The sequence below is a fragment of the Streptomyces krungchingensis genome (assembly GCF_054729265.1).
The window spans coordinates 3,642,099-3,665,541 of the sequence record NZ_JBPUKY010000001.1; the positions used below are offsets into that span (position 1 = coordinate 3,642,099).

Below are 23,443 nucleotides of genomic sequence, written 5' to 3' on the forward strand. Positions count from 1 at the left end.
TGCCCAGGCACACCGGGTTTCTCCTACACGTATCCGCGGGCGGATACGTGGTGACGCGGCCGGCACGGCGCGCCCCGTCCCCCGACCCGCACGGAACACCGACTTCCGTATCCGTCCGAGCCACCCGCACCCGTACGGACACACCGACCCCGGTCCGCGCATCGACGCGGACGACCGCACTTCGTTACGGCCTGGAGGCCCCACGCAATGACGCACACGACGACCGACCAGCCCACGCGGAGGCCGAGCGGCACGACCGTGCCCGTGCTCGCCTTCGCGGGCATCGTTGTCGCGGTGATGCAGACCCTGCTCGTCCCGGTCATCAAGGACCTGCCGACGCTGCTGGACACCTCGCCCAGCAACGCCACCTGGGTCCTGACCTCTACCCTGCTCTCCGGCGCCGTGGCCACCCCGATCATGGGCCGCCTCGGCGACCTCTTCGGCAAGCGGCGCATGCTGCTCACCAGCCTGGCCGTCATGGTGGTCGGCGCCCTGGTCAGCGCCCTGACCAGCACCCTGCTGCCGATGATCGCCGGCCGCACGCTCCAGGGCTTCGCCATGGGCGCGATCCCCCTCGGCATCGGCCTCATGCGCGACATGCTGCCCCGCGAGAAGCTCGGCTCCGCGATGGCGCTGATGAGCTCCTCGATCGGGGTCGGCGGCGGCCTCGCGCTGCCCGCCGCGGCCCTCGTCGCCCAGCACGCCGACTGGCACGCCCTCTTCTACGGCGCCGCCGGACTCGGCGTCCTCTCGATCGTCCTCACCCTCCTCGTCGTGCCGGAGTCCCCGATGCGCGCCGAGGGCACCTTCGACGTCCTGGGCGCGCTCGGTCTCTCCGCCGGACTCGTCCTCTTCCTGCTGCCCATCACCAAGGGCAGCGACTGGGGCTGGAGCTCGTCCACCACGCTCGGCCTGTTCGCCGCGTCGGCCGCCGTGCTGGTCCTGTGGGGCGTGATGGAGCTGCGGCTGAAGGCCCCGCTGGTCGACCTGCGCACCACCGCCCGCCCCGCGGTGCTGTTCACCAACCTCGCCTCGATCATGGTCGGCGTCTCCTTCTACGTCGTCTCGCTGGTCCTGCCGCAGCTGCTCCAGCTGCCGAAGTCCACCGGCTACGGCCTCGGCCAGTCGATGGTCGTCGCCGGCCTGTGCGTGGCGCCGCTCGGCCTGACGATGATGTTCACCGCACCGGTGTACGCCCGTCTGTCCGCCAAGTACGGCCCGAAGGTCACGCTGATCATCGGCATGCTGATCATCGGGGTCGGCTACGGCGCGGGCCTCGGCCTGATGAACGCCGCCTGGCAGACCATCGTGATCTCGGTCGTTCTCGGCGCGGGCATCGGTCTCGCCTACTCCTCGCTGCCCGCGCTGATCGTCGGCTCCGTGCCGGCGTCGGAGACCGGCGCGGCCAACGGCCTGAACACGCTGATGCGCTCCATCGGCACCTCCGTGTCGAGCGCCGTCATCGGCATGGTGCTGGCCAACACCGCCCACCACGTCGGCCCCGTCGCCGTCCCGACCATGCACGGCTTCCGGGTGTCCTTCGCCATCGCCACCGGCGCCGTGGCGGTCGGCCTGCTCATGGCCCTGTTCCTGCCCGGCCGGCGCCGGGCGACCAAGCCGCAGCTGGTGGCCAGCAGCGAGGAGGACGCCGCGCTGGAGCGGGCGCACGAGCTCCTCGGCGGCTTCCACGGCCGGGTCCTGAACGCCGACGGCGCCCCGGTCGCCCGCGCCAAGGTCACCCTGATCGACCGGCGTGGCCGTCAGGCGGGCGCCACGCTCTCCGCCGAGGACGGCCGCTACGCGCTGGCCGTGCCCGCCGAGGGCGCGTACGTCCTGGCCGCCCGTGCCGCGGGCCACGGTCCCCTCGCCTCGTCGGCCACGCACGCGGGCGACGCGCGCCCCGTCGAGGTGGACCTGGCCCTGCCGGGCGAGAGCGTCCCCGCCTAGGGGGCGCGTGCACTCCCCTCCCGTACACCCCCGCCGCCGTCGCGGCGGGGGTGTACGGCACCATGGGGCGCCGACAGACCCGCACCCCCTGGAGGAACCCCATGCCCGCGGCACCCAAGCCGGAGATCCTCGCCGCCTTCGAGGCCGCGAAGGGGTTCATGCCCGTCGGCGAGGGGCTCGCGCTGTACGAGGCGGCCGTCGAGGCCGGGCGGCTCGGGCTGCCCCTCCTGGAGGTCGGCACGTACTGCGGGCGCTCCACGATCCTGCTCGCCGACGCGGCGCGTGAGGCCGGGGTGACCGCGATCACCGTCGACCACCACCGGGGCAGCGAGGAGCAGCAGCCCGGCTGGGATTACCACGACCCGGACACCGTGGACCCCGAGGTGGGGCGGATGGACACGCTGCCCACCTTCCGCCGCACCCTGCACCGGGCCGGCCTGGAGGACCACGTGGTCGCGATGGTGGGCCGCTCCCCGCAGATCGCCGCGTTCTGGCGCACCCCCCTCGGTCTCGTCTTCGTCGACGGCGGCCACACGGACGAGCACGCGAACGGCGACTACGAGGGCTGGGCGCCGCACGTCGCCGAGGGCGGCCTCCTCGTGATCCACGACGTGTTCCCCGACCCGGCCGACGAGTTCACCGGCCAGGCCCCGTACCGCGTGTACCTCAGGGCCCTGGCGTCCGGCGCGTTCACCGAGGTCTCGGCGACCGACTCGCTGCGCGTCCTGCGGCGGACCGGAGCGGGCGTCTGAGGCCGCGGCCGCCGCGGGGGCCCCTCCCCCGCACCGCCGGCGGTCCGCACGGTACCGGCAGCGGGCATGTCCGCCGTGCGGACCGCGGACGGCCGCTAGGGTGGCAGGCGTGTCGTACGTAGGCCCTGACTTCGATCCGCCCCAACCGCGCCGTCCCCGGCGCGGACCGCTCACCGTCGCACTCGCCGCGCTCGTGCCGGGCGCGCTGGCCGGATGGCTGGTGTGGCAGGCCGTGGGCGACGACTCGGGAGGCGGTTCCGGCAAGGCGGCCGGGGCCTCGACGGCGGCGCCCTCGTCCGCTTCCCCCGAGGCGTCCGCGTCCCCGACGGCCGACGGCAAGGCGAGTTCGCCGGCCGCGTCGTCCCCGGCCGCGAAGCCCTCCGCGTCCCGGCCCGCCGCCTCCGGCCCCCTCAAGGGCAAGGTCGTCGTCATCGACCCGGGGCACAACGCGGGCAACTTCCAGCATGCGTCCGAGATCAACCGCAAGGTGAACATCGGCACGAACTGGAAGGAGTGCGACACCACCGGCACCTCCACCAACGCGGGTTACACAGAGGCGAAGTTCACACTCGACGTCGCCCGCCGGATGCGGACGATCCTCGAACAGCAGGGCGCCACCGTGAAGTTCACCCAGGACGGGAACCGCTCCTGGGGTCCCTGTGTCGACGAGCGGGCCCGGATCGGCAACGAGGCGCACGCCGACGCGGCCGTCTCCATCCACGCGGACGGATCGGCGGTCGGCAACCGCGGATTCCATGTGATCCTGCCGGCCTCGGTGCACGCGGGCACCGCGGACACCCGCCCGATCGCCGCCCCTTCCCGCGATCTGGGCGAGCGCATCGCCGGCCTGTTCGTCCGCGAGACGGGCAGCGCGCCCTCCAACTACATCGGTGACGGCACCGGTCTGGTGACGCGTAAGGATCTCGGCGGTCTCAATCTGTCAACGGTTCCCAAGGTGTTCATCGAGTGCGGCAACATGCGCGATAGCAAGGACGCGGCGCTGCTGACCAGCGGCGCGTGGCGGCAGAAGGCGGCGCGTGGGATCTCTGAGGGAATCGTGAGTTTCCTGCGCGGGTAGTGATCGGCGGACGGAACCCGGCGGACACCCAGATCGGACGGGCGATAGTGTCGTCCCTACGATGAGGGGCCACCCCCGCGCTTCACACCGAGGCCCGACGGCGACACCATGACGGCGACACGGTGACAGCGACGCCTCCACCGATGACGAGACGACTGACGAAGGACCTGAAGTGAATATCCGCTCCCTCACTAGAGGCGACGGCGTGGTGATCGGAGCAGCGGTGTTGCTGTTCATCGCGTCGTTCCTCGACACGTTCGACGGCCGCGGCAGCGACGTTCCCAACGCCTGGGACAACCTGGGCCTCGTGATGAGCATGTACATCGCCGGCATCATCGGTGCGGCCCTCATCGTCGTCGCCCGGGCGCTCCCGCAGCCGCGGAAGATCATCGGCCTGGACCTCGGCCAGCTCGGGGTGGCCCTGACGATCTTCGCCGCGTGGACCTCGTTCTGGACGATCCTCGACCCGCTGGGTGCCTTCAGCGACACCTTCGGCAGCTCGGACGTCGACACGGGTTCGGGCCTGATCCTCGGCCTGCTCGCCGCGCTCTTGCTGGCAGGCGCCGCCATCGCCACCCCCCTCGTCCCCGCCCTCAAGGCGGCCCTCGTCGGCGCTCCGCGTCCGGCCGCGCCGCAGCCGTACGGCGGTCAGCCGCAGGGTGGTTACGGCTACCCGGGCGCCCAGCAGCCGGGGCAGCAGCAGCCCTACGGCGGCCAGCCGCAGGGCGCGCCGTTCGGCGGTCCGTCGCAGCAGCAGCCCGCGCCGTCGCAGCAGCAGCAGCCCGCCTCGGACTTCTCGCCGTTCTGGTTCGCCGTGCCGGTGGCGCGTCCGCTGTTCGGCGAGGACGGTTCGCAGACGCCGATCGCCGAACTGGCGCCGGGCACCTGGTACCTGGCCGTCGAGCAGCGCGGTGCCACCCTGGTGGCGCAGACGCAGGACGGCCGCCGCGGTGTCCTCCAGGACACGTCGGGGATCCAGCGCGGCTGAACCTCGCACCCGTATACCGGACCACGGCCCCTCGCCCTTCACGGCGGGGGGCCGTTGTCGTACAGTCGCAGGCGCGGAACATCTCCTGACGGTCCGTCAGATACTGGGTTCTGGAGGCGACATGCGGCTCGGTCTCGCACTCGGCTATTGGGGACGCGGCCCGTCCGCGGACCATGTGCCGCTCGCTCAGGAGGCCGAGCGGCTCGGCTACCACTCGGTGTGGACCGCCGAGTCCTGGGGCTCCGACGCCTTCACCCCGCTCAGCTGGATCGCCGCGCACACCTCCCGCATCCGGCTCGGCACCGCCGTCGCGCAGATGGCGGCCCGCTCCCCCACCACCACCGCGATGCACGCGCTCACGCTCGACCACCTCTCCGGCGGGCGCATGATGCTCGGCCTCGGCCTGTCGGGGCCACAGGTCGTCGAGGGCTGGTACGGACGTCCGTTCCCGAAGTCGCCGCTCACCGCCACCCGGGAGTATGTCGACGTCGTCCGCCAGGTGCTCCGCCGCGAAGGGCCCGTCGAGCTGGACGGACGCTTCCACTCCCACCCGTACCGCGGGCCCGACGGGACCGGCCTCGGCAAGGCCCTGAAGCCGATCACGCACCCGCTGCGCGCCGGTCTGCCCGTGCTGCTCGGCGCGGAGGGGCCGAAGAACGTCGCGCAGACCACACGGATCGCGGACGGCTGGCTGCCGCTGTACTGGGCGCCGACGCGCCCCCAGGCGTACGAGGCGTCACTGGACGGGCTGCGGGACGGCTTCCTCGTCGCCCCCATGGCCCGCGCCCACGTCTGCGACGACGTCGCCGAGGGGCTGCTGCCCGTCAAGGCGATGCTCGGCTTCTACATCGGCGGGATGGGACACGCGGCCCGCAACTTCCACGCCGACCTGATGGCGCGCATGGGGTACGAGGAGGAGGCGCGCCGGATTCAGCGGCTGTTCCTCGAAGGGCGTCGGGAGGAGGCCGTGATGGCCGTCCCGGACGCCTTCGCGGACGAGATCTCCCTCGTCGGTCCCCGCGAACGCATCGCGGAGCGCCTGGAGTTGTGGCGCAAGGGACCGGTGACCGACCTGCTCGTCCTGTCACCGGACCGGCACACGCTCCGGGTGCTCGCGGACCTGAACGCCTGACGGCGCGCGGGACGTCCGGTGGCCGGGCGCGGGGTGCCCGGCCACCGGACGCGGGGGACGGCGGGGCTCAGCCGCCCGTGAGCTGCGAGCCGGACGGGACCTGGTTCTTGACCTCGGCGCCCGCGCTCTTTCCGGCGTCCTTCACCTGGTTGATGATGTCGTTGAAGGTGTTCGCGACGGCGTCGGTGGAGTCGCCCTTGCGGAGCTTGGCCGGCAGGTCCTTCAGCGACTCGATGCCCGCGGCGAGCGGGGCGACGGCCTTGGAGAGCGTGGGGTCGCCCTGGGCGTTCTTCAGGGCGGCCTTCAGCCGGTTGTAGGCGAACGCACCCGCGAGGCCTGCCTTGATGAGGGTGAACTTGCGGCCACTGGCGCCCTTCTTGAACTTGCCCGCCTTCCAGGGCTTGTAGATCCACTGGTAGGTGGCGCCGGCGGCGAGGCCCGCGTTCGCCACGAACCGCGTCTTGGCGAGCTTCTGTTTCTGCGCGGTGGCCGACGGGCTCGCGGTCTTGCCGGACGCCGAGGGGCTCGGGGTCTTCGCGGGCGCCGACGGGGTCGCGGTGGCGGCCGCCGGGATCGCGACCTTGGCGCCCTTCGCGTTCGCGCCGCTGGTGCATGCGGTGCCGCCCGCGATCAGGGCACAGCTGAGGGTGAGCGCCACGACGAGGCGCCGTATCGGTACGGGCACGGGGTCCTCCGGGGCAGGAGCGGTGCTCCCTGGTCCAGTGGTCCTCCCCGGTCATGGGAGAACACGGCTCTCCCCGCCAGCGTCACCCCGCGCGGGACGTTGCGCCACTCGGGCGAATCGGTTCAGGTTTCATACACGATTGCGGGGCAACCCGCAGGACATGTCCCCTCGATATCGCAACGGTTCCAACCAGGCGGGGACGGTCATCGCGATCGTCGCGGACGTGATGGCCGTCATCCTCGGTCTCTGGATCCTGATGTACCTGCTGGACGCCAACCGCGCCAACGATCTGGTGCAGTTCGTCCATGACGTGGCCGGCTGGCTGGCGGGCTGGTCCCGTGACCTGTTCACCTTCGACGAGGCATGGGCGCGCGTCGTCGCCGGTTACGGCCTGGCGGCCGTCGTGTACCTGTTCATCGGGCACGCGATCGCCAACCGCATGCACCGGCACTGACGGCAGGGCTCGGCGCGCGACGGCCGACGGACGGCAGCCGCTCCCGGCGGGACGGCCGGGGGCGGCTGCATGACTGCGGTCAGGCGCAGCAGTCGGGGTCCAGGCCCGTCGGCAGGCGCTCCCCGCCGAAGACGGCGCAGGTGGGCTCGTCGCCGCCGAGCGCGGCGACGGCCAGGAGCAGCGACCCCGCGGTCCACGTGGTGAGTTCCTCGGGCCAGATCACCTGGTCCTCGAAGACGTAACCCGTCCAGTACAGGCCGGTCTTCGGATCGCGCAGGTGCTGGATGGACTGAAGGATGTCCAGCGCGCGGTCGGATTCGCCCACGGCCCACAGGGCCAGGGCGAGTTCGGCCGATTCGCCTCCGGTCACCCACGGGTTGGGGACCACGCAGCGGACACCGAAGCCGGGGACCACGAAGCGGTCCCAGCCCTCCTCGATACGGGACTTGGCCTCGGCGCCCGTCAACGCACCGCCGAGCACCGGGTAGTACCAGTCCATCGAGTAGCGGTCCTTGTCGAGGAACCGCTCCGGGTGCCGGCGGATCGCGTGGCGCAGCGCACCCACCGCCAACTCCCAGTCGGGCTGCGGCTCTTCGCGCTGCTCGGCGATGGCGAGCGCGCAGCGCAGGGCGTGGTGGACCGACGAACTCCCGGTCAGCAGCGCGTCGTCGACCGGCGTGCCGTCGTCCTCGCGCTTCCAGCCGATCTGGCCGCCGGGCTGCTGGAGGCGCAGCACGAACTCCACGGCCGCGTAGACGGCGGGCCACATGCGGTCCAGGAACGTGTCGTCACCGGTGGCGAGGTAGTGGTGCCAGACGCCGACCGCGATGTAGGCGCAGAAGTTCGTCTCGCGCCCGCGGTCGGTGACGTCGTCGGCGTCCCCGTCGGCGTAGGCCGCGTACCAGGAGCCGTCCTCGTTCTGGTGCCGGACCAGCCACGCGTACGCCCGCTCGGCCGCCTCGTGCTCGCCGGCCGCGTCCAGTGCCATGGCCGCCTCGGTGTGGTCCCACGGGTCGAGGTGGTGACCGCGGAACCACGGTATGGCGCCGTCCGGGCGCTGCACCGCGAGGATTCCGCGCACGGTGGCGGCAGCCTGCTCGGCGGTCAGGACCCCGGGCAGGACGAGGTGTTCTGTCCGGGGGGTGGTCACGTGGCGTCCGCCTCGGAGAGCTGCGGCAGGTGCGGCTTGGTCGCGTAGGCCACGAAGCTCTTGCCGATAAGGGGGTTCAGCGCCTGCTCGGCGACGCGGGTGGCCAGCGGCTTCTTCATGATGTCCCAGACCAGCAGCTTGTGGTACGCCCGCACGGGCAGCGCCTTGTCGTTGTCGACGCCGAACGCGCACTTCAGCCACCAGTACGGCGAGTGCAGCGCGTGCGCGTGGTGGGTGCCGTACGGCCGCAGTCCGGCTTCCCGGATCTTGGCCAGCAGTTCGTCCGCCTTGTAGATGCGGATGTGGCCGCCCTCGACCTCGTGGTACGCGTCGGACAGCGTCCAGCAGACCTTCTCCGGGCCGTAGCGCGGGACGGTGATGGCGATCCGGCCACCCGGCTTGAGCACCCGCACCATCTCGGCGAGGACACCCTTGTCGTCGGGGATGTGCTCCATCACCTCGGAGATGATGACGACGTCGAAGGACTCGTCGGGGAAGGGCAGCGCGAGCGCGTCGCCCTCCATGGCCGTGGCGGTGGCACCGGCGGGCGCCTCACCGGCCTCCTTCATCGCCGCGAACCACTTGGCGACCTCGCGGATCTCGTCGGCGTTCTGGTCCAGCGCGACGACCTGGGCGCCGCGCCGGTAGCACTCGAACGCGTGCCGGCCGGCACCGCAGCCGAGGTCCAGGACACGGTCGCCCGGGGCGAGCGGGAACCGGGAGAAGTCGACGGTCAGCACGTGGCCCTGCTTTCGCGGTTGGCGACAACTACTTCTTCGTCGGCGTCCTGCGCGGGCGCCGCCGGGGGACGGGAAGACGTGGCGGCCGGGCGGCCCGCGCCCGGCGCGGAGCGGTCCGGGGCCCCCGGACCGCCGGAGGTCCGGCCCGCCGAGCGGGCCATCGCCTCGCGGTAGTGGGCCACCGTGCCCTGTGCGGCCCTGGCCCAGGTGAACCGCTCCAGGACGCGTGCGCGTCCCGCGGAGCCGAGGCGCGCCCGCAGTCCGGGGTCGCCGAGGAGCCGGTTCAGTGCGGCGGCCAGCGCGCCGGCGTCGCCGGGCGGCACCGCGAGGCAGGTCTCCCCGTCGGGTCCGGCGACCTCCGGGATCGCCCCTCCGGTGGTGGCCACCAGCGGCGTACCCGTGGCCATCGCCTCGGCGGCCGGCAGCGAGAAACCCTCGTACAGCGAAGGCACGCAGGCGACTTCGGCGGAGCGGACGAGGTCGACGAGCTCGGCGTCGGAGATGCCCTTGACGAACTCGACGGCGCCTTCGAGTCCGTAGCGCTCGATGGCCTGGGCGACGGGCCCGTCCTCGGAGCGTTTGCCGACGACGACGAGGTGCGCGCCGGGGTGCTCGGTGCGCACCTTGGCGAGGGCCTCGACGAGGAAGACGAGTCCCTTGAGCGGCACGTCCGCGCTGGACGTCGTCACGATGCGGCCGGGCTCCTGACGGACCGCGGGATCCGGCGAGAAAAGGTCGGTGTCGGCGCCGATGTGGACCACGTGGATGCGGCTGTCGCGCACGCGGAGGTGGTCGACGATCTCCTGGCGGGAGGTGCCGGAGACGGTGAGCACGGACGGCAGGCGGCGCGCGACCCGCTTCTGCATGCGCGTGAACGCGTACCAGCGGCGGACGGAGGCGCGCCGCTGCCAGCCCTCGGCGGCGTCGAGTTCGAGCTGCCGGTCGACGGTGATGGGGTGGTGGATCGTGGTGACGAGCGGTGCGCCCACGTCGCCCAGCAGGCCGTAGCCGAGGGTCTGGTTGTCGTGGATGACGTCGAACTCGCCGCGGCGGGCGCGCAGATGACGGCGGGCGCGCAGCGAGAACGTCAGCGGTTCGGGGAAGCCGCCCGTCCACATGGTGCCGACCTCCAGCGCGTCGATCCAGTCGCGGTACTCGTCGCGTCCGGGGGTGCGAAAGGGGTCGGGCTGGCGGTACAGGTCGAGGCTGGGCAGCTCGGTGAGGGAGAGCCCGGCGAGCCCCTCGCCCTCGTCGAGGACGGGGTAGGGCTGGGAGCCGATGACCTCGACGGTGTGGCCGAGCCGGGCGAGTTCGCGCGAGAGGTGCCGTACGTAGACGCCCTGGCCGCCGCAGAACGGGTTCCCCTTGTAGGTGAGGAGCGCGATGCGCAGGGGCCGGTCCTCACCGGGCCCTCGGCCGCGCCCGCTCAGGGAGGGGTCCGCGTCGGCGGCCGCACCCTCCCCGGGGCCCGCCTCCATGGCCTCAGCGGTCACTTCCGGCCCCCTTCTTTCTGCACTTTCCCGCGAGATTACGCCGGGACGCTAATCTAGAACAAGTTTCAGACTTGATCGTTCAAGGAGGACTGAATCTACCGGCAGGTAGCGCCGCTGTGAGCGGTGGATCAGGTGATTCACGCCACGGCCGACACCACGACCGCGCGACGGGGTCAGCCGGCTCGCACCGCGGCGAAGGCCCTGCCATGCTGACTCGTCGCCCCTCTCGCTGATGTCACGGAACGGACCCATGCCTGCGGAAGCCAAGGCGGACTCGAAGAACACGCGACAGGCGTCGCACTCCCCCGCGCACGCCCCCCAGCCGGCCTCGCCCCCGCTCACCGAGCGGCAGGAGGCGCGCCGCCGCCGGATCCTGCACGCGAGCGCGCAGCTGGCGAGCCGGGGCGGCTTCGACGCCGTGCAGATGCGCGAGGTCGCGGAGTCCTCCCAGGTCGCCCTGGGCACGCTGTACCGGTACTTCCCGTCGAAGGTCCATCTGCTGGTCGCGACGATGCAGGACCAGCTGGAGCACATGCACGGCACCCTGCGCAAGAAGCCGCCGGCCGGGGACACGGCGGCGGATCGGGTGGCGGAGACGCTGATGCGGGCGTTCCGGGCGCTCCAGCGCGAGCCGCACCTCGCCGACGCCATGGTCCGCGCGCTCACCTTCGCGGACCGCAGCGTCAGCCCCGAGGTCGACCAGGTCTCCCGGCAGACCACGGTGATCATCCTGGACGCCATGGGGCTCGACGACCCCACTCCGGCCCAGCTCTCGGCCGTCCGCGTCATCGAGCACACCTGGCACTCGGCGCTGATCACCTGGCTGTCCGGCCGCGCCTCGATCGCCCAGGTCAAGATCGACATCGAGACGGTGTGCCGGCTGATCGACCTGACGACACCGGACGACGGCCACTGAGCCCCCCGCGGGCACACAAAGAACCTACGAGACGGGTTCCCTTCGCCGGCATTGTCCGGATCAGGTGTTGGGGGTCGCCTTCCGGCCCTGCTGCTGCCTTCCGGCCTCTCAGCCCGTCCGTCGACGTCGGCCCCGGCGGATGCCGAAGCGTCACGCCCGAGTCGGCTACTCCGGTCGAACTCCCTCACTCGTCCCGTAGGCCAATACCAGGATAGAACGCCCACGGCGAAATGGAGCACCCTAAAACGGATTTTTTTCAGTCTTCCGGAGGAAAGACCGGCTCCCCGGTCCCCAGCACCGTGATCATGATGGCCTCCACGGGGCAGCCCTCCGCCGCCCCGAGGATCCTCTCGTTGGCATCGGTCTCCGGATCGACCGGATGCGACTGCATCGCGCTGTCCTGCCGGAAGGCGTCGGGTGCCTGGTGGACGCACTGGGCGGAGCCGATGCAGACGGAGCGGTCGACCTCGACCTGCCAGCGGTCACCCATGCTCACGCCTCCCAGCCGGCCGGCAGGTGGATCATCTTGTGCTCCAGGAACTCGCCGTACCCTTCGGGTCCGAACTCCCGCCCCAGGCCGGAGTTCTTGTAGCCGCCGAACGGGCCGAGCATGTCGAGGCTGAAGGTGTTCACGGAGTAGGTGCCGGTGCGGACCTGGCGGGCCACGTCGATGCCGTGGGCGACGTCGGCGGTCCAGACGCTGCCGCTGAGCCCGTAGTCGGAGTCGTTGGCGATCTTCACGGCCTCGGTCTCGTCGCCGTACGGGAGCAGGCAGATCACCGGGCCGAAGATCTCCTCGCGGGCGATGCGCATGGAGTTGTCGACGTCGCCGAAGAGGGTCGGCTCGACGTACCAGCCGCGGTCGAGGCCGTGCGGGCGTCCGCCGCCGGTGAGGATCTTGGCGCCCTCCTCCTGGCCGATGCGGATGTAGTCGAGGTTGCGCTGCTGCTGGCGCCTGGCGACGAGCGGGCCGACCTGCGTCGCCGGGTCGAGCGGGTCGCCGACGACCAGGGCGCTCGCGGCGGCGGCGAAGGCGTCCGCGAACTCGTCGTAGCGGGAGCGCGGGACGAGGATGCGGGTCTGGGCCACGCACGCCTGGCCGTTGTTCATCCAGGCGGCCGAGACGATCCCGGGCACCGATGTCCCGATGTCCGCGTCGGGCAGGACGACCGCCGCCGACTTGCCGCCGAGCTCCAGGGTCACGCGAGTGAGGTTGCGGGAGGCGACCTCCATGACGCGCTTGCCCGCGGCGACGGAGCCCGTGAAGGAGACCTTGTCGATGCCGGGGTGCCCGACCAGGTACTCGCTGACCTCGCGGTCGGCGGGGAGGATCGACAGCACACCCTCCGGCAGCCCGGCCTCCCGGGCGATCTCGCCGAGCAGATAGGCGTCCAGGGGCGACTCGGGCGACGGCTTCAGCACCACGGTGCAGCCGGTCAGCAGGGCGGGCGCGAGCTTGGCCGCCGCGACGAACTGCGGCACGTTCCACGGCACCACGGCCGCCACCACGCCCACCGGTTCGCGGCGCACCATGATCTTGCCGAGGACGCCGTCGCGCGTCTGCTCGTACGGGTAGTCGCGCGCGACGGTGATCGCCGCGTCCCACACCATCATCGCGCCGAGGGCCTGCGCGAGGACGCTCCAGGAGTACGGGGAGCCGTTCTCGGAGGAGATGACACGGGCGATCTCCTCGTGACGCACGGCGATCGCGTCCTTGATCCGGGTGACGACCTGGATCCGCTCGTCGAGGCTCATGCGCGGCCACGGGCCTTCGTCGAAAGCCTTGCGCGCCACGGCGACGGCCCGGTCGACGTCCTGTGCGCAGGCGTGCGGCACCCGCCCGATGACCTCCTCGGTGTGCGGCGAGACGACCTCGATGACGTCCCGGCCCAGGGGGTCCGTCAACTCCCCGCCGATGAACAGCTGTCCGTGTTCCACGAGCTCGGTCATGGCCGACTGCCTCCCCGGGGAAGTTCTCTGACGATCCATCAGATACGAGAACTGATACCAGTTCCCGTCGGCACAGTCCACGGCCCCGGCACCATCGGGAGCGGTCCTCGCGCGACGGGGCCGCTCCGGAGCCGCTCGGGAACAACGGCCGGAATCCGACCCGCCGGGCACACGACCCCGGAGGAACGGTCGACTTGGGCTCCCATTGGAACCCGTTCTAGTTATAGTGGCGAGAACTCGGCGATGGGTGGGAAGCGCATGACGCAGGTGACCGATCACGGCGGGGGCGTACGGTCGATCAAGGTGCCCATCCCGGACAACCCCCTCGGCCACACCCTGGTGTACGTCGTCGACACCGACGCCGGCCCCGTCCTGATCGACACGGGATGGGACGACCCCGGCTCCTGGGACACCCTCGCAGAGGGCCTCGCCGCCTGCGGCACCTCCGTCGCCGGCGTCCACGGCGTGGTCATCACCCACCACCACCCCGATCACCACGGACTGTCCGGCAAGGTCCGCGAGGCGTCCGGGGCCTGGATCGCGATGCACGCAGCGGACGCCGCCATCGTCCGGCGGACCAGGGAGAACCGGCCCGAGCGCTGGTTCGCCTACATGGTGGCCAAGCTGGAGGCCTCGGGCGCGCCCGAGGAGCACATCGCCCCGCTGCGCGGGACGCGGACGTCCGCGCGCCGCCCCAGCACGCTGCCCGGCTTCTCGCCCGCGCTGCCCGACCGGGAGATCGTCCCCGGTGAACTGCTGCCCCTGCCCGGCCGCCGGCTGCGCGCGGTGTGGACGCCGGGCCACACCCCCGGCCACGTCTGCCTCCACCTGGAGGAGACCCATCCCGCCCGACTGCCCGGCCGCGGACGGCTGTTCTCCGGCGACCATCTGCTGCCGCGGATCACCCCGCACATCGGGCTCTACGAGGACCCGGACGACGCGACCGTCACCGACCCCCTCGGCGACTACCTCGACTCCCTGGAACGCATCGGCCGCCTGGAACCCGCCGAGGTGCTCCCGGCCCACCAGCACCCGTTCGCCGACGCCCCCGCCCGTGTGCGGGAGTTGCTCGACCACCACGAGGAACGCCTCACCGGTCTGCTGTCGCTCCTCACCACCCCCCTCACCCCCTGGCGGCTCGCCGAGCGCATGGAGTGGAACCGCCCCTGGGAGCAGATCCCCTACGGCTCGCGGACCATCGCGATCTCGGAGGCGGAGGCGCATCTGCGCCGCCTGGTCAAACTGGGCCGCGCGGAGGCCGTGCCGGGCAGCGACCCGGTGACGTACGTCGCCGTGTGACCGCGCGGCGCCGGCCCGCGTGTGAACGCGTTGCGACGACCCGTGTGTGAACACGCGGCGACGACCCGCCGCGCGGACGTCCGGGACCGCCCGCCGCGTGCGGGCGGTGCGGGGCGCGACCGCCGAAAAGCGGTCGAGGAGGTCCGCCCCGGGTGGTACCAACGTCCCATGGACGCCCTCGAGGAACTCCTCGCCCAGCGGGCCTGCGAACGGCTCGTCGTCGACTTCGCCCGCCGCCTCGACCTCGGCGAACCCGGCACCGTCGCCGACCTGTTCACCGAGGACGGCGTCTGGCGGTGGCCGGAGGGGGAACGGGCCGTGCGGGGCCGCGCCGCGCTGCGGGAGTACTTCGCCGGGCGCCCCGCGGACCGGCTCTCGCGCCGCGTGATGTCGAACGTCCTCGTCACCGTCGACTCCCCGGCCACGGCGACGGCCACCTCGTACTTCACCACCTACCGGGTCGACGGCCACACCGGCGGCATGGTCCCGGCCGGGCCTCCCGTCCAGGTCGGGGACTACGAGGACGCCTTCCTCCGGACCGACGGCGGCTGGCTGCTCGCCTCGCGGACCCTCGTCCTGCCGTTCGGCGGACCGACGCCCCGCCGGTGACGGCCCGCCGCGCGCCCGTCCCGGGGGATGCGGGCCGATACGGCGATGAGTTCCGGGTGAGTGGGGAGTCGTACGGGGTGACGGCGGACAGCGGTGCCCGCCCCGTACGGAAGGTGACGCGATGAGCGGCCTGCACGATCTCCTGAAGGCGTACGTCGACGACGGCACGGTGCCGGGAGCGGTGGGCCTGGTGGCCCGCGGCGACCGTGTCGAGGTCCGGGCCGTGGGTTCCGTCGACGTCGAGGGCAGCGCCCCGATGGCCCGGGACTCGGTCTTCCGCATCGCCTCGATCACCAAGCCGATCACGGCGGCCGCCGTGCTGACGCTCGTCGACGACGGCGTGATCGCGCCGGACGACCCGGTCGACACCTGGCTTCCGGAGCTGGCGAAGCCGACGGTCGTGCGCACGCCGTCGTCGCCGCTCGACGACGTGGTCCCGGCCGTGCGGCCCATCACCGTCGCGGACCTGCTGTCCTCCCGGCCGGGCTGGGGCTTCCCCTCCGACTTCTCGCTGCCGCAGGTCAAGGCGCTGTTCGAGGTGCAGGCGGACGCCCTCAGTCCGCAGGCCTTCCCGCCGCCGGAGGCGTGGCTGGCGCGCCTGGCCCGCGTCCCGTTGCTGCACCAGCCGGGCGAGGCCTGGCTGTACAACACCAGCTCCGACCTCCAGGGAGTCCTGGTCTCCCGTGCGGCCGGCCGGCCGCTGCCGGAGTTCCTGGCCGAGCGGATCTTCGAGCCGCTCGGCATGACGGACACCGCCTTCGAGGTGCCGGCGGCGAAGCGGGACCGGTTCACCAGCTCGTACCGGCCCGCCGGGGGCGGCCTGGAGCTCGTCGACACACCCGACGGGCAGTGGAGCGGCGTCGCCCCCTTCCCGTCCGGCGCCGGCGGGCTCGTCTCCACGGCCGACGACTGGCTGGCCTTCGCGCGGATGCTGCTCGACGGCGGCACGGCGGGCGGGCGCCGGGTGCTGTCCGCCGACGCGGTGCGGCGGATGACCACCGACCACCTCACGCCCGCCCAGCGCGAGGACGGCGCGCTGTTCCTGGAGGGACAGGGCTGGGGGTACGGCGGTCAGGTCGACATCGCGCCCCTCGACCCGTGGAACGTGCCGGGCCGCTACGGCTGGGTCGGCGGCACCGGCACCACCGCCCACCTGGTGCCCTCCACCGGGACGGTCACCGTGCTGCTCACCCAGGTCGCCATGGAGAATCCGACGCCCACTCCGCTGATGCGGGACTTCTGGCGGCGGACCGCCGACGGGCCTCAGTGAAGCAGTTCGCGGATCAACTCCTCGGCGTCGCCGAGGAGTTCGACCTCGCGCGCGCTCATCGTCGGGTTGGCGGCGCGCCGGGCCCTGGCTCCGGCGAGGCCGTCGTCCGTCACGCAGTCCTCGTTGGCGTCGAGCATCGCGGCGAGCGTCTCGTGGGCCACCCCGGCGACGGCGTCCCCGCCGACCGCGACCTGCGCGAGGATCACCGCGGACATGCCCCAGTCCAGCCCGGGCGGCCCCTCCTCCGCGTTGGCCCAGTCGATGACCTTCGGGCCGTCGGGCGTGAGCATCACGTTGTCGGGGTGCAGGTCCAGGTGCAGGACGCGGACGGCGGGGTCGGCGGAGAGCCGGGCGGGCACCGCGTGCAGTTTGCGCAGCAGCCGGGCCAGGACGAGGCCCGCCTCCTCGGGGGACAGCAGTCCCTCGCCGAACGCCCCCAGCATGGTCGGTCCGGTCAGCCGCTCCATGACGAGGTCGGTCCGGGTCGCCGCACGGATCGCGGGCACCGGATAGCCGTGCGTGCGCACGTGCTGCATCACCGCGGCCTCGGCGGTGGCGTCACCCCAGCCCTCCCGGTCGCGGCGCAGCACCCAGGCCTCGTCGACCTCGTAGACGTCCGCCGAGCGCCCCGAGCCGAGCAGTCTCCCCGTTCGCATGGGGCCGAACCTAGCGGCCCCGGCGGCGCCCGTCACAGGCGCCCCTCGGGCTCTTGCTACGGGCCGGTAGAGTGAGCGCGTCGTCATCACACCCGTACGGGGGGAAGCCGGTGCAATTCCGGCGCTGACCCGCAACCGTGAACCGCCCGAGGGCGGTGAGCCGGATCGCCTCGCCCGGGACGTGACCGGCTCGTGCCACCGGCAGCCCGCCGGTGGCCGGCACCGTCGAGGCATACGGGGCCGGAGCCGCCCGGATGCTCCAGCGTGCCCGGTGCTGCCCGGCTCCCCCGCAGGGAGAGTCATGATTGTTCGCCGCAGCGCAGCGGTACTGGCCGCATCCGCCGTGATCGGCGCGGCCTTCGCACCGGCCGCCTTCGCCGCCGACGCGTCCCCTTCTCCCTCCCAGGCCCTCCCCTCGGGCCTCTTCGGGTCCACCGACCCCACGTACGACGGCGTGTGGCGGCAGTCGCTCGCGCTGCTCGCGCAGCACACCGCGGGCGTCGAGCCGGCCGCCAAGGCGGTCAAGTGGCTGACCGGGCAGCAGTGCGCGACGGGCGCGTTCGCGCCGTACCGCGCCGACGCGAGCGCGAAATGCGACGCCAAGACGATGGTCGACACGAACAACACGGCCGCCGCCGTGCAGGCGCTCGCCGCGCTCGGCGGGCACGACGGCGAGCTGGGCAAGGCGGTCGGCTGGCTCAAGTCCGTGCAGAACAAGGACGGCGGCTGGGGCTACACCGCGGGCGGGCCGAGCGACGCCAACTCGACGTCCGTGGTGATCGGCGCGCTCACGGCGGCCGGGCAGCACCCCGGCGACGTGGTGAAGGACGGCAAGTCGCCCTACGACGCCCTGGTGAAGCTGTCGGTCCCGTGCGACGAGGACGGCGGCGGTGCCTTCGCCTTCCAGCCGGACAAGAAGGGGAAGCTGGCGGCGAACGCCGACGCCTCGGCGGCGGGCGTGGTCGGATCGCTCGGCAAGGGCTTCGTGACGACGGCGGGCAAGGCCTCCGGCGGTGACACCTGCCACGACGCCGACGGGCTGACGCCGCAGGGCGCCGCCGCCAACGGCGCGGCCTACCTCGCGGGAAGCCTGGACGCCAAGCCCTACCTGCTGTCCGCGATGCCGGGCGCGAAGGACCAGCCGGACTACGGCAACACCGCCGACGCCGTCGTCGCGCTCGCCGCCGCGGGCCGGACCGCGGACACGAAGAAGCCGCTCGCCTGGCTGGAGAAGGAGTCCGGCGCCTGGGCGGCGAAGGCCGGTCCCGCCGCGTACGCGCAGCTGATCTTCGCCGCGCACGCCACCGGCACCGACCCGCGTCACTTCGGCGGCCAGGACCTCGTCGCACAGCTCGGCAGGACCGGCCCGGCGGCGGCCGCGGCCGACCACTCGGACGCCTCGGACGAGAAGAAGAAGGACGACGACAAGGGTCTCGGCGTGTGGTGGATCGTCGGCGTCGGCCTCGTCGCCGGCATCGGCATCGGCTTCCTGCTCAGCGGCCGCAACAAGAAGCAGCAGCTGTGATACGCCGTCGGACGTCCGCGCCGGTCCTGGCTCTCGCGCTGGCCCTGCTGTTCCTGGTGCTCGGCGGCACCTCCCCGGCGCAGGCCGTCGGCTACCGCTACTGGTCCTTCTGGGAGCTGACCGGCGGGAAGTGGGCGTACGCCACGCAGGGGCCGTCGACCGCGCGGCCGTCCGACGGTGATGTCGTGGGGTTCCGCTTCGCGGTGAGCGAGGACTCGAAGGACGCCGTGCGGCCGCGCGGCGACAAGGACTTCGCGTCCGTCTGCGCCGGCACGGCCGCGCAGTCCGGCAAGAAGCGGGTGGCGCTCGTCGTCGACTTCGGCGTGCCCGCCGACGCGCCGTCCGGCGAGAAGCCGCCGGCGCCGCGCACGGCCTGCGCCCGGGTCGCCCCGGACGCGACGACCGCGGAGGCCCTCGCGTCGGTCGCCAAGCCGCTGCGTTACGGCAGCGACGCTCTGCTGTGCGCCATCTCCGGCTACCCCCGCACCGGCTGCGGCGAGCAGGTCTCGGCGAAGGGCGGGGCCGGTTCCGCCTCGGCCGGGGACCGCTCCGAGCCGTCGGACGACGGCCCGTCGGTGGGCCTGCTGGCGGGAGCGGGTGCGGTGGCGGTGCTGGCCGGCGCGGCCGTCTGGCAGGCGCGCCGACGCCGGGGCTGAGCGGGCGCGATGACGAGGGACGACACCGGGGAGACGGCGGTGCCCGCCGCGGACGGCCGTCCGGCCGGGCGCTGGTCGGTCCTGTTCGAGCGGGCCCGGGAGCCCGGTGACGGGCCCCGGCCGACGCCGGAGGCCGCCGCCGGCCGGGGCCCGCGGCGCCCCCGCGGCGTCGCGCCGGAGGCGAACCGGGCCAACGCCCTGCACCCGGGGGCCTGGTGGGTCTGGGCCCTGGGGCTGGGCACCGCGGCGTCCCGCACCACCAACCCTCTGCTGCTGGCCCTGCTCATAGGCACGGCCGGATATGTCGTCGCGGCGCGGCGCACCGCGGCGCCCTGGGCCCGTTCGTACGGAGCGTTCGTGAAGCTGGCGATGGCGGTCCTCGGGATCCGGCTCGCCTTCGCCGTGTTCCTCGGCTCGCCGATCCCCGGCACGCATCTCGTCGTCACGCTCCCCGAGGTGCCGCTGCCCGACTGGGCGCAGGGCGTCCGCATCGGCGGCCGGGTCACCGCGGAGGGGCTGGTGTTCGCGCTGTACGACGGTCTGAAGCTGGCCACGCTGCTCATCTGCGTGGGCGCCGCGAACGCGCTCGCCAACCCCGCACGGCTGCTGAAGTCGCTGCCGGGGGCGCTGTACGAGACGGGTGTGGCGGTGGTCGTGGCGCTGACCTTCGCGCCGAACCTGATCGCGGACGCGCAGCGGCTGCGTGCGGCCCGGCGGCTGCGCGGCCGCCCCGACCGCGGTCTGCGCGGTCTGCTGCACGTCGGGCTGCCGGTCCTGGAGGGCGCGCTGGAGCGTTCGGTGGCTCTCGCGGCGGCCATGGACGCGCGCGGTTACGGGCGTACGGCGCGGGTGCCGTCCGGCGTCCGCCGCACCACGGCCGTGCTGACGCTGGGCGGTCTGCTCGGGGTGTGCGCGGGCACGTACGGGCTGCTCACCGCCGAGGGGGGAACGTACGGTCTGCCGGTCCTCGCGGCCGGACTCGCCGCCGCGCTCGGCGGGCTGTGGCTGGGCGGCCGCCGCACGGCACGCACCCGCTACCGGCCGGACGAGTGGGGTGTGCGGGCCTGGCTGGTCGCGGGCTCGGGCGTGGCGGTGGCCGCGCTGATGACCGCCGCGGCCTCGTACGATCCGACGGCGCTGCGTCCCGGTGTCGTCCCGCTCGTGGCCCCCGCCCTCCCGCTGTGGCCGGCGGCGGCCGTGCTGCTCGGTCTTCTCCCCGCGTTCGTCGCACCGATCCCCAAGGAAGCCCCATGATCCGTTTCGAGGACGTCTCGGTGACCTACGAGGGGGCGGCCGGGCCCACCGTGCGGGGCGTGGACTTCGAGGTGCCGGAGGGTGAGCTGGTGCTGCTGGTCGGCCCGTCCGGGGTCGGCAAGTCGACGGTGCTCGGCGCGGTGAGCGGGCTCGTCCCGCACTTCACGGGCGGCACGCTGCGCGGCCGGGTCACGGTCGCCGGGCGGGACACCCGCACGCACAAGCCGCGCGAGCTCGCGGACCTGGTGGGCACGGTGGGCCAGGATCCGCTGTCCCACTTCGTGACGGACACGGTGGAGGACGAACTCGCCTACGGCATGGAGTCGCTGGGGCTCGCCCCGGACGTGATGCGCCGCCGGGTGGAGGAGACCCTCGACCTGCTGTCCCTGACGGATCTGCGCGACCGGTCGATCTCGACCCTGTCCGGCGGCCAGCAGCAACGCGTGGCCATCGGCTCGGTCCTCACCCCGCACCCGAGCATCCTGGTCCTCGACGAACCCACGTCGGCACTGGACCCGGCCGCCGCCGAGGAGGTCCTCGCGGTGCTCCAGCGCCTGGTGCACGACCTCGGTACGACGGTGCTCATGGCCGAGCACCGGCTGGAGCGCGTCGTGCAGTACGCGGACCGGCTCGTCCTCCTTCCCTCGCCGGGCGCGGCACCGGTCCTCGGCACCCCCGCGGAGGTGATGGCGGTGTCCCCGGTGTGTCCACCGGTGGTGGAGCTCGGCCGGCTGGCCGGCTGGTCCCCGCTCCCGCTGACGGTCCGCGACGCCCGCCGCAGGGCGGGGGACCTGCGCGAACGGCTCGCGCGGACGCCGGGTGCCGCCGCCCCGGCACAGGTCCGCGTGCCGGCACCACAGGACGGGACCGCACAGCGGGACGAGACCGGACCGGCGGACGTGACGGCTCGGCGGGACGAGACCGGACCGGCGGACTTCACGGCACGGCGCGGCGAGACCGGCCGGAGGGCCGGGGCGGAACGACGGCGGGCGGCGGGACCGCAGGGCGTGCGACCCGTCTCCGCGCTGGCACGGCTGCTGCGCCGCGGCACCCCCGACGCCCCGCCGGCGTCCCCGGGGGACCGGCCGGCCGTCGTGGAGTCGCTGGCCGTGCGGCGCGGTCGCATCGAGGCGCTGCGCCGGGTCGGCCTGACCGCCGCGCCCGGCGAGACGATCGCCCTGATGGGCCGCAACGGTGCGGGAAAGTCCACGCTGCTCGGGGCACTGGTCGGGCTCGTCGCGCCGGCGGCCGGGTCGGTCCTGGTCGGCGGGGCGGTGCCGCACCGCACGGCGCCCCGTGACCTGGTACGGCGGGTGGGTCTCGTGCCGCAGGAGCCGAGGGACCTGCTGTACGCGGACACGGTGGCCGCCGAGTGCGCCGCGGCCGACGAGGACGCCGGGGCCGCGGCCGGGACGTGCCGGGCGCTGGTGTCGGAACTGCTGCCGGGCATCGCGGACGACACGCATCCCCGGGATCTGTCGGAGGGCCAGCGGCTGGCGCTCGCGCTGGCCGTCGTCCTGACGGCGCGTCCCCCGCTGCTGCTGCTCGACGAGCCGACCCGCGGCCTGGACTACGCGGCGAAGGCCCGCCTGGTGACGGTGCTGCGCGGCCTGGCGGCCGAGGGGCACGCCATCGTCCTGGCCACGCACGACGTGGAGCTGGCCGCGGAGCTCGCCCACCGTGTCGTCATCCTGGCCGACGGCGAGGTCGTCGCGGACGGCCCCACCGCGGAGGTCGTCGTGGCCTCGCCGTCGTTCGCGCCGCAGGTCGGCAAGGTGCTCGCCCCGCTGCCCTGGCTCACCGTCGCCCAGGTCCGGAAGGCCCTGTCGTGACCGGACCCGCCGCTCCGCGTCCCGCCCCGCTCCAGCGCCAGGCGCGGGCCGTGCGCCTCGGGCCCCGCTCGGTGGCCGCGCTCGTCCTGGTGAGCGCCACCGGTGCCGCCGGATTCCTCTGGCCGCTGATCGCCGGGCCCGGTTCTCAGGTCGGCGCGCACGCGCAGGACGCGCCCTGGCTGTTCGCGGGGCTGCTGGTGCTGCTGGTCGCCGTGGTGGCCGCGACGATCTCGGAGTCGGGGCTCGGCCCGAAGGCCGTGGCGATGCTCGGCGTGCTGGCGGCGACGGGCGCGGCCCTGCGTCCGGTCGGGGCGGGCACCGCGGGCATCGAGCCGATGTTCTTCCTGATGGTGCTGAGCGGGCGGGTGCTCGGACCCGGGTTCGGGTTCGTGCTCGGCTCCGTGACGATGTTCGCGTCGGCGCTGCTCACGGGCGGGGTCGGGCCGTGGATGCCGTTCCAGATGCTGGCGATGGGCTGGTTCACGATGGGCGCGGGCCTGCTGCCGGGCCCCGACCGGCTGCGGGGACGCGCGGAGCTGGCGATGCTCGCGGCGTACGGGTTCCTGGCCGCCTTCGCGTACGGCACGGTCATGAATCTGGCCGGGTGGCCCTTCATGGACGCGCTGGCCTCGGACATCGCCTACGACCCGGACCGCGGCCTGCCCGGGAACCTGGCCCGGTTCCTGGCGTACTGCCTGGCCACCTCCCTCGGCTGGGACCTGGGCCGGGCGGTCGTCACGGTCGTCCTGACCCTCACGCTGGGCGCGACGCTCCTGAGGGCGCTGCGCAGGGCCACGCGCCGGGCCGCGTTCGAGGCGCCGGTCACATTCGAACCCCGCTGAGGTGCGGCCCAGGTCACACCGCCCGGTGACGGGGTGCGGGCGGTCGCGCACCCTGTGCCAGTTCCGGGGTGAAGCACCCCACAGGGCCTAAGTCACATCCTAACGGAGGTAGTAGGACAAATAGGACGCCATGTCCACGCCATTATGGGCCCTGACCTGCGGTTTGAGAGCCAGGTCACACGAGGGACTTTCCTCGTGGATGCGACCACCACTAG

At 73.3% G+C, this 23,443-nt stretch carries 22 protein-coding genes and 1 riboswitch; of the genes, 15 read left to right on the forward strand and 7 right to left on the reverse strand.

Annotated features, from left to right (window positions below):
• The first annotated feature begins 207 nt into the window (after positions 1-207).
• From ACSYGO_RS16185 to ACSYGO_RS16205, 5 genes are all read left to right on the forward strand, one after another.
• Positions 208-1,947, forward strand: a complete 1,740-nt coding sequence (locus ACSYGO_RS16185) for an MFS transporter (protein WP_426675679.1) — start codon at positions 208-210, stop codon at positions 1,945-1,947.
• Positions 1,948-2,048: 101 nt separating this feature from the next.
• Positions 2,049-2,699 carry a class I SAM-dependent methyltransferase gene (locus tag ACSYGO_RS16190; RefSeq protein ID WP_426675678.1) on the forward strand — a complete coding sequence of 217 codons (651 nt, stop codon included), beginning with the start codon at positions 2,049-2,051 and terminating at the stop codon, positions 2,697-2,699.
• A 109-nt stretch (positions 2,700-2,808) separates the two neighbouring features.
• Positions 2,809-3,777, forward strand: a complete 969-nt coding sequence (locus ACSYGO_RS16195) for an N-acetylmuramoyl-L-alanine amidase (RefSeq protein ID WP_460386927.1) — start codon at positions 2,809-2,811, stop codon at positions 3,775-3,777.
• A 172-nt stretch (positions 3,778-3,949) separates the two neighbouring features.
• Positions 3,950-4,765, forward strand: coding sequence for a hypothetical protein (locus ACSYGO_RS16200; protein WP_460386928.1), 816 nt, complete (start codon positions 3,950-3,952; stop codon positions 4,763-4,765).
• A 121-nt stretch (positions 4,766-4,886) separates the two neighbouring features.
• Positions 4,887-5,897 carry an LLM class F420-dependent oxidoreductase gene (locus ACSYGO_RS16205; RefSeq protein ID WP_460386930.1) on the forward strand — a complete coding sequence of 337 codons (1,011 nt, stop codon included), beginning with the start codon at positions 4,887-4,889 and terminating at the stop codon, positions 5,895-5,897.
• Between the two features lie 67 nt (positions 5,898-5,964).
• On the opposite strand, the gene ACSYGO_RS16210 is transcribed toward ACSYGO_RS16205, so the two are convergent.
• Positions 5,965-6,582 carry a hypothetical protein gene (locus ACSYGO_RS16210; protein ID WP_426675674.1) on the reverse strand — a complete coding sequence of 206 codons (618 nt, stop codon included), beginning with the start codon at positions 6,580-6,582 and terminating at the stop codon, positions 5,965-5,967.
• 160 nt (positions 6,583-6,742) lie between these two features.
• Here ACSYGO_RS16210 and ACSYGO_RS16215 point away from each other — a divergent pair, with 160 nt between their 5' ends.
• Complete coding sequence (locus ACSYGO_RS16215) at positions 6,743-7,036, forward strand: hypothetical protein (protein WP_028800859.1); 294 nt, start codon at positions 6,743-6,745, stop codon at positions 7,034-7,036.
• 79 nt (positions 7,037-7,115) lie between these two features.
• Here ACSYGO_RS16215 and ACSYGO_RS16220 read toward each other — a convergent pair whose 3' ends face one another.
• The 3 genes from ACSYGO_RS16220 to ACSYGO_RS16230 are packed head-to-tail and all read right to left on the reverse strand — an operon-like array spanning position 7,116 to position 10,419.
• Positions 7,116-8,186, reverse strand: a complete 1,071-nt coding sequence (locus ACSYGO_RS16220) for a prenyltransferase/squalene oxidase repeat-containing protein (protein ID WP_432175159.1) — start codon at positions 8,184-8,186, stop codon at positions 7,116-7,118.
• Entirely contained in the window at positions 8,183-8,926 is a 744-nt protein-coding gene (locus ACSYGO_RS16225) for a class I SAM-dependent methyltransferase (protein ID WP_095933979.1), read from the reverse strand. Before ACSYGO_RS16225 ends, ACSYGO_RS16220 begins: the two co-directional genes overlap by 4 nt.
• On the reverse strand, positions 8,920-10,419 hold the full coding sequence (locus ACSYGO_RS16230; RefSeq protein WP_460386931.1) for a glycosyltransferase family 4 protein: 1,500 nt from the start codon (positions 10,417-10,419) through the stop codon (positions 8,920-8,922). The genes ACSYGO_RS16225 and ACSYGO_RS16230 overlap by 7 nt, the downstream gene beginning before the upstream one ends.
• 250 nt (positions 10,420-10,669) lie before the next feature.
• Between ACSYGO_RS16230 and ACSYGO_RS16235 the strand changes: the two genes are divergently transcribed.
• Complete coding sequence (locus ACSYGO_RS16235; protein ID WP_460386932.1) at positions 10,670-11,335, forward strand: TetR family transcriptional regulator; 666 nt, start codon at positions 10,670-10,672, stop codon at positions 11,333-11,335.
• A gap of 256 nt (positions 11,336-11,591) precedes the next feature.
• Here ACSYGO_RS16235 and ACSYGO_RS16240 read toward each other — a convergent pair whose 3' ends face one another.
• Positions 11,592-11,825 (reverse strand): ferredoxin, encoded by a 234-nt coding sequence (locus ACSYGO_RS16240; RefSeq protein ID WP_426675670.1) that lies wholly within the window; start codon positions 11,823-11,825, stop codon positions 11,592-11,594.
• Between the two features lie 2 nt (positions 11,826-11,827).
• Positions 11,828-13,285, reverse strand: a complete 1,458-nt coding sequence (locus tag ACSYGO_RS16245) for an aldehyde dehydrogenase (protein WP_460386933.1) — start codon at positions 13,283-13,285, stop codon at positions 11,828-11,830.
• Positions 13,286-13,543: 258 nt separating this feature from the next.
• Between ACSYGO_RS16245 and ACSYGO_RS16250 the strand changes: the two genes are divergently transcribed.
• The 3 genes from ACSYGO_RS16250 to ACSYGO_RS16260 all read left to right on the forward strand — a co-directional run bounded on the left by ACSYGO_RS16250 (position 13,544) and on the right by ACSYGO_RS16260 (position 16,463).
• Positions 13,544-14,584, forward strand: coding sequence for an MBL fold metallo-hydrolase (locus tag ACSYGO_RS16250; protein ID WP_426675668.1), 1,041 nt, complete (start codon positions 13,544-13,546; stop codon positions 14,582-14,584).
• A 168-nt stretch (positions 14,585-14,752) separates the two neighbouring features.
• A complete protein-coding gene (locus tag ACSYGO_RS16255) occupies positions 14,753-15,193 on the forward strand; it encodes a nuclear transport factor 2 family protein (protein WP_426675667.1) in 441 nt (146 codons plus the stop codon).
• Positions 15,194-15,314: 121 nt separating this feature from the next.
• A complete protein-coding gene (locus ACSYGO_RS16260) occupies positions 15,315-16,463 on the forward strand; it encodes a serine hydrolase domain-containing protein (RefSeq protein ID WP_426675666.1) in 1,149 nt (382 codons plus the stop codon).
• Here the strand turns inward: ACSYGO_RS16260 and ACSYGO_RS16265 are convergent.
• Entirely contained in the window at positions 16,457-17,119 is a 663-nt protein-coding gene (locus tag ACSYGO_RS16265) for a phosphotransferase (protein ID WP_426675665.1), read from the reverse strand. The two genes, ACSYGO_RS16260 and ACSYGO_RS16265, sit on opposite strands and share 7 nt — an antisense overlap.
• A gap of 103 nt (positions 17,120-17,222) precedes the next feature.
• A riboswitch (cobalamin riboswitch) is annotated at positions 17,223-17,278 on the forward strand.
• A gap of 142 nt (positions 17,279-17,420) precedes the next feature.
• On the opposite strand from ACSYGO_RS16265, the gene ACSYGO_RS16270 reads away from it, so the two are divergent.
• From ACSYGO_RS16270 to ACSYGO_RS16290, 5 genes are read left to right on the forward strand one after another with little or no spacing between them, the layout of a single operon-like run.
• On the forward strand, positions 17,421-18,644 hold the full coding sequence (locus tag ACSYGO_RS16270) for a prenyltransferase/squalene oxidase repeat-containing protein (protein ID WP_432175154.1): 1,224 nt from the start codon (positions 17,421-17,423) through the stop codon (positions 18,642-18,644).
• Positions 18,644-19,300: an SCO2322 family protein gene (locus ACSYGO_RS16275; RefSeq protein ID WP_460389723.1), complete on the forward strand. Its 657-nt coding sequence runs from the start codon at positions 18,644-18,646 to the stop codon at positions 19,298-19,300. Before ACSYGO_RS16270 ends, ACSYGO_RS16275 begins: the two co-directional genes overlap by 1 nt.
• Positions 19,301-19,309: 9 nt before the next feature.
• The gene (locus ACSYGO_RS16280; RefSeq protein WP_432175152.1) at positions 19,310-20,554 is read left to right on the forward strand and encodes an energy-coupling factor transporter transmembrane component T; all 1,245 of its coding nucleotides are present in this window, start codon (positions 19,310-19,312) and stop codon (positions 20,552-20,554) included.
• Positions 20,551-22,386, forward strand: coding sequence for an ABC transporter ATP-binding protein (locus tag ACSYGO_RS16285; RefSeq protein WP_460386935.1), 1,836 nt, complete (start codon positions 20,551-20,553; stop codon positions 22,384-22,386). Before ACSYGO_RS16280 ends, ACSYGO_RS16285 begins: the two co-directional genes overlap by 4 nt.
• A complete protein-coding gene (locus ACSYGO_RS16290; protein ID WP_426675661.1) occupies positions 22,383-23,228 on the forward strand; it encodes an ECF transporter S component in 846 nt (281 codons plus the stop codon). Before ACSYGO_RS16285 ends, ACSYGO_RS16290 begins: the two co-directional genes overlap by 4 nt.
• The last annotated feature ends 215 nt before the right edge of the window (positions 23,229-23,443 follow it).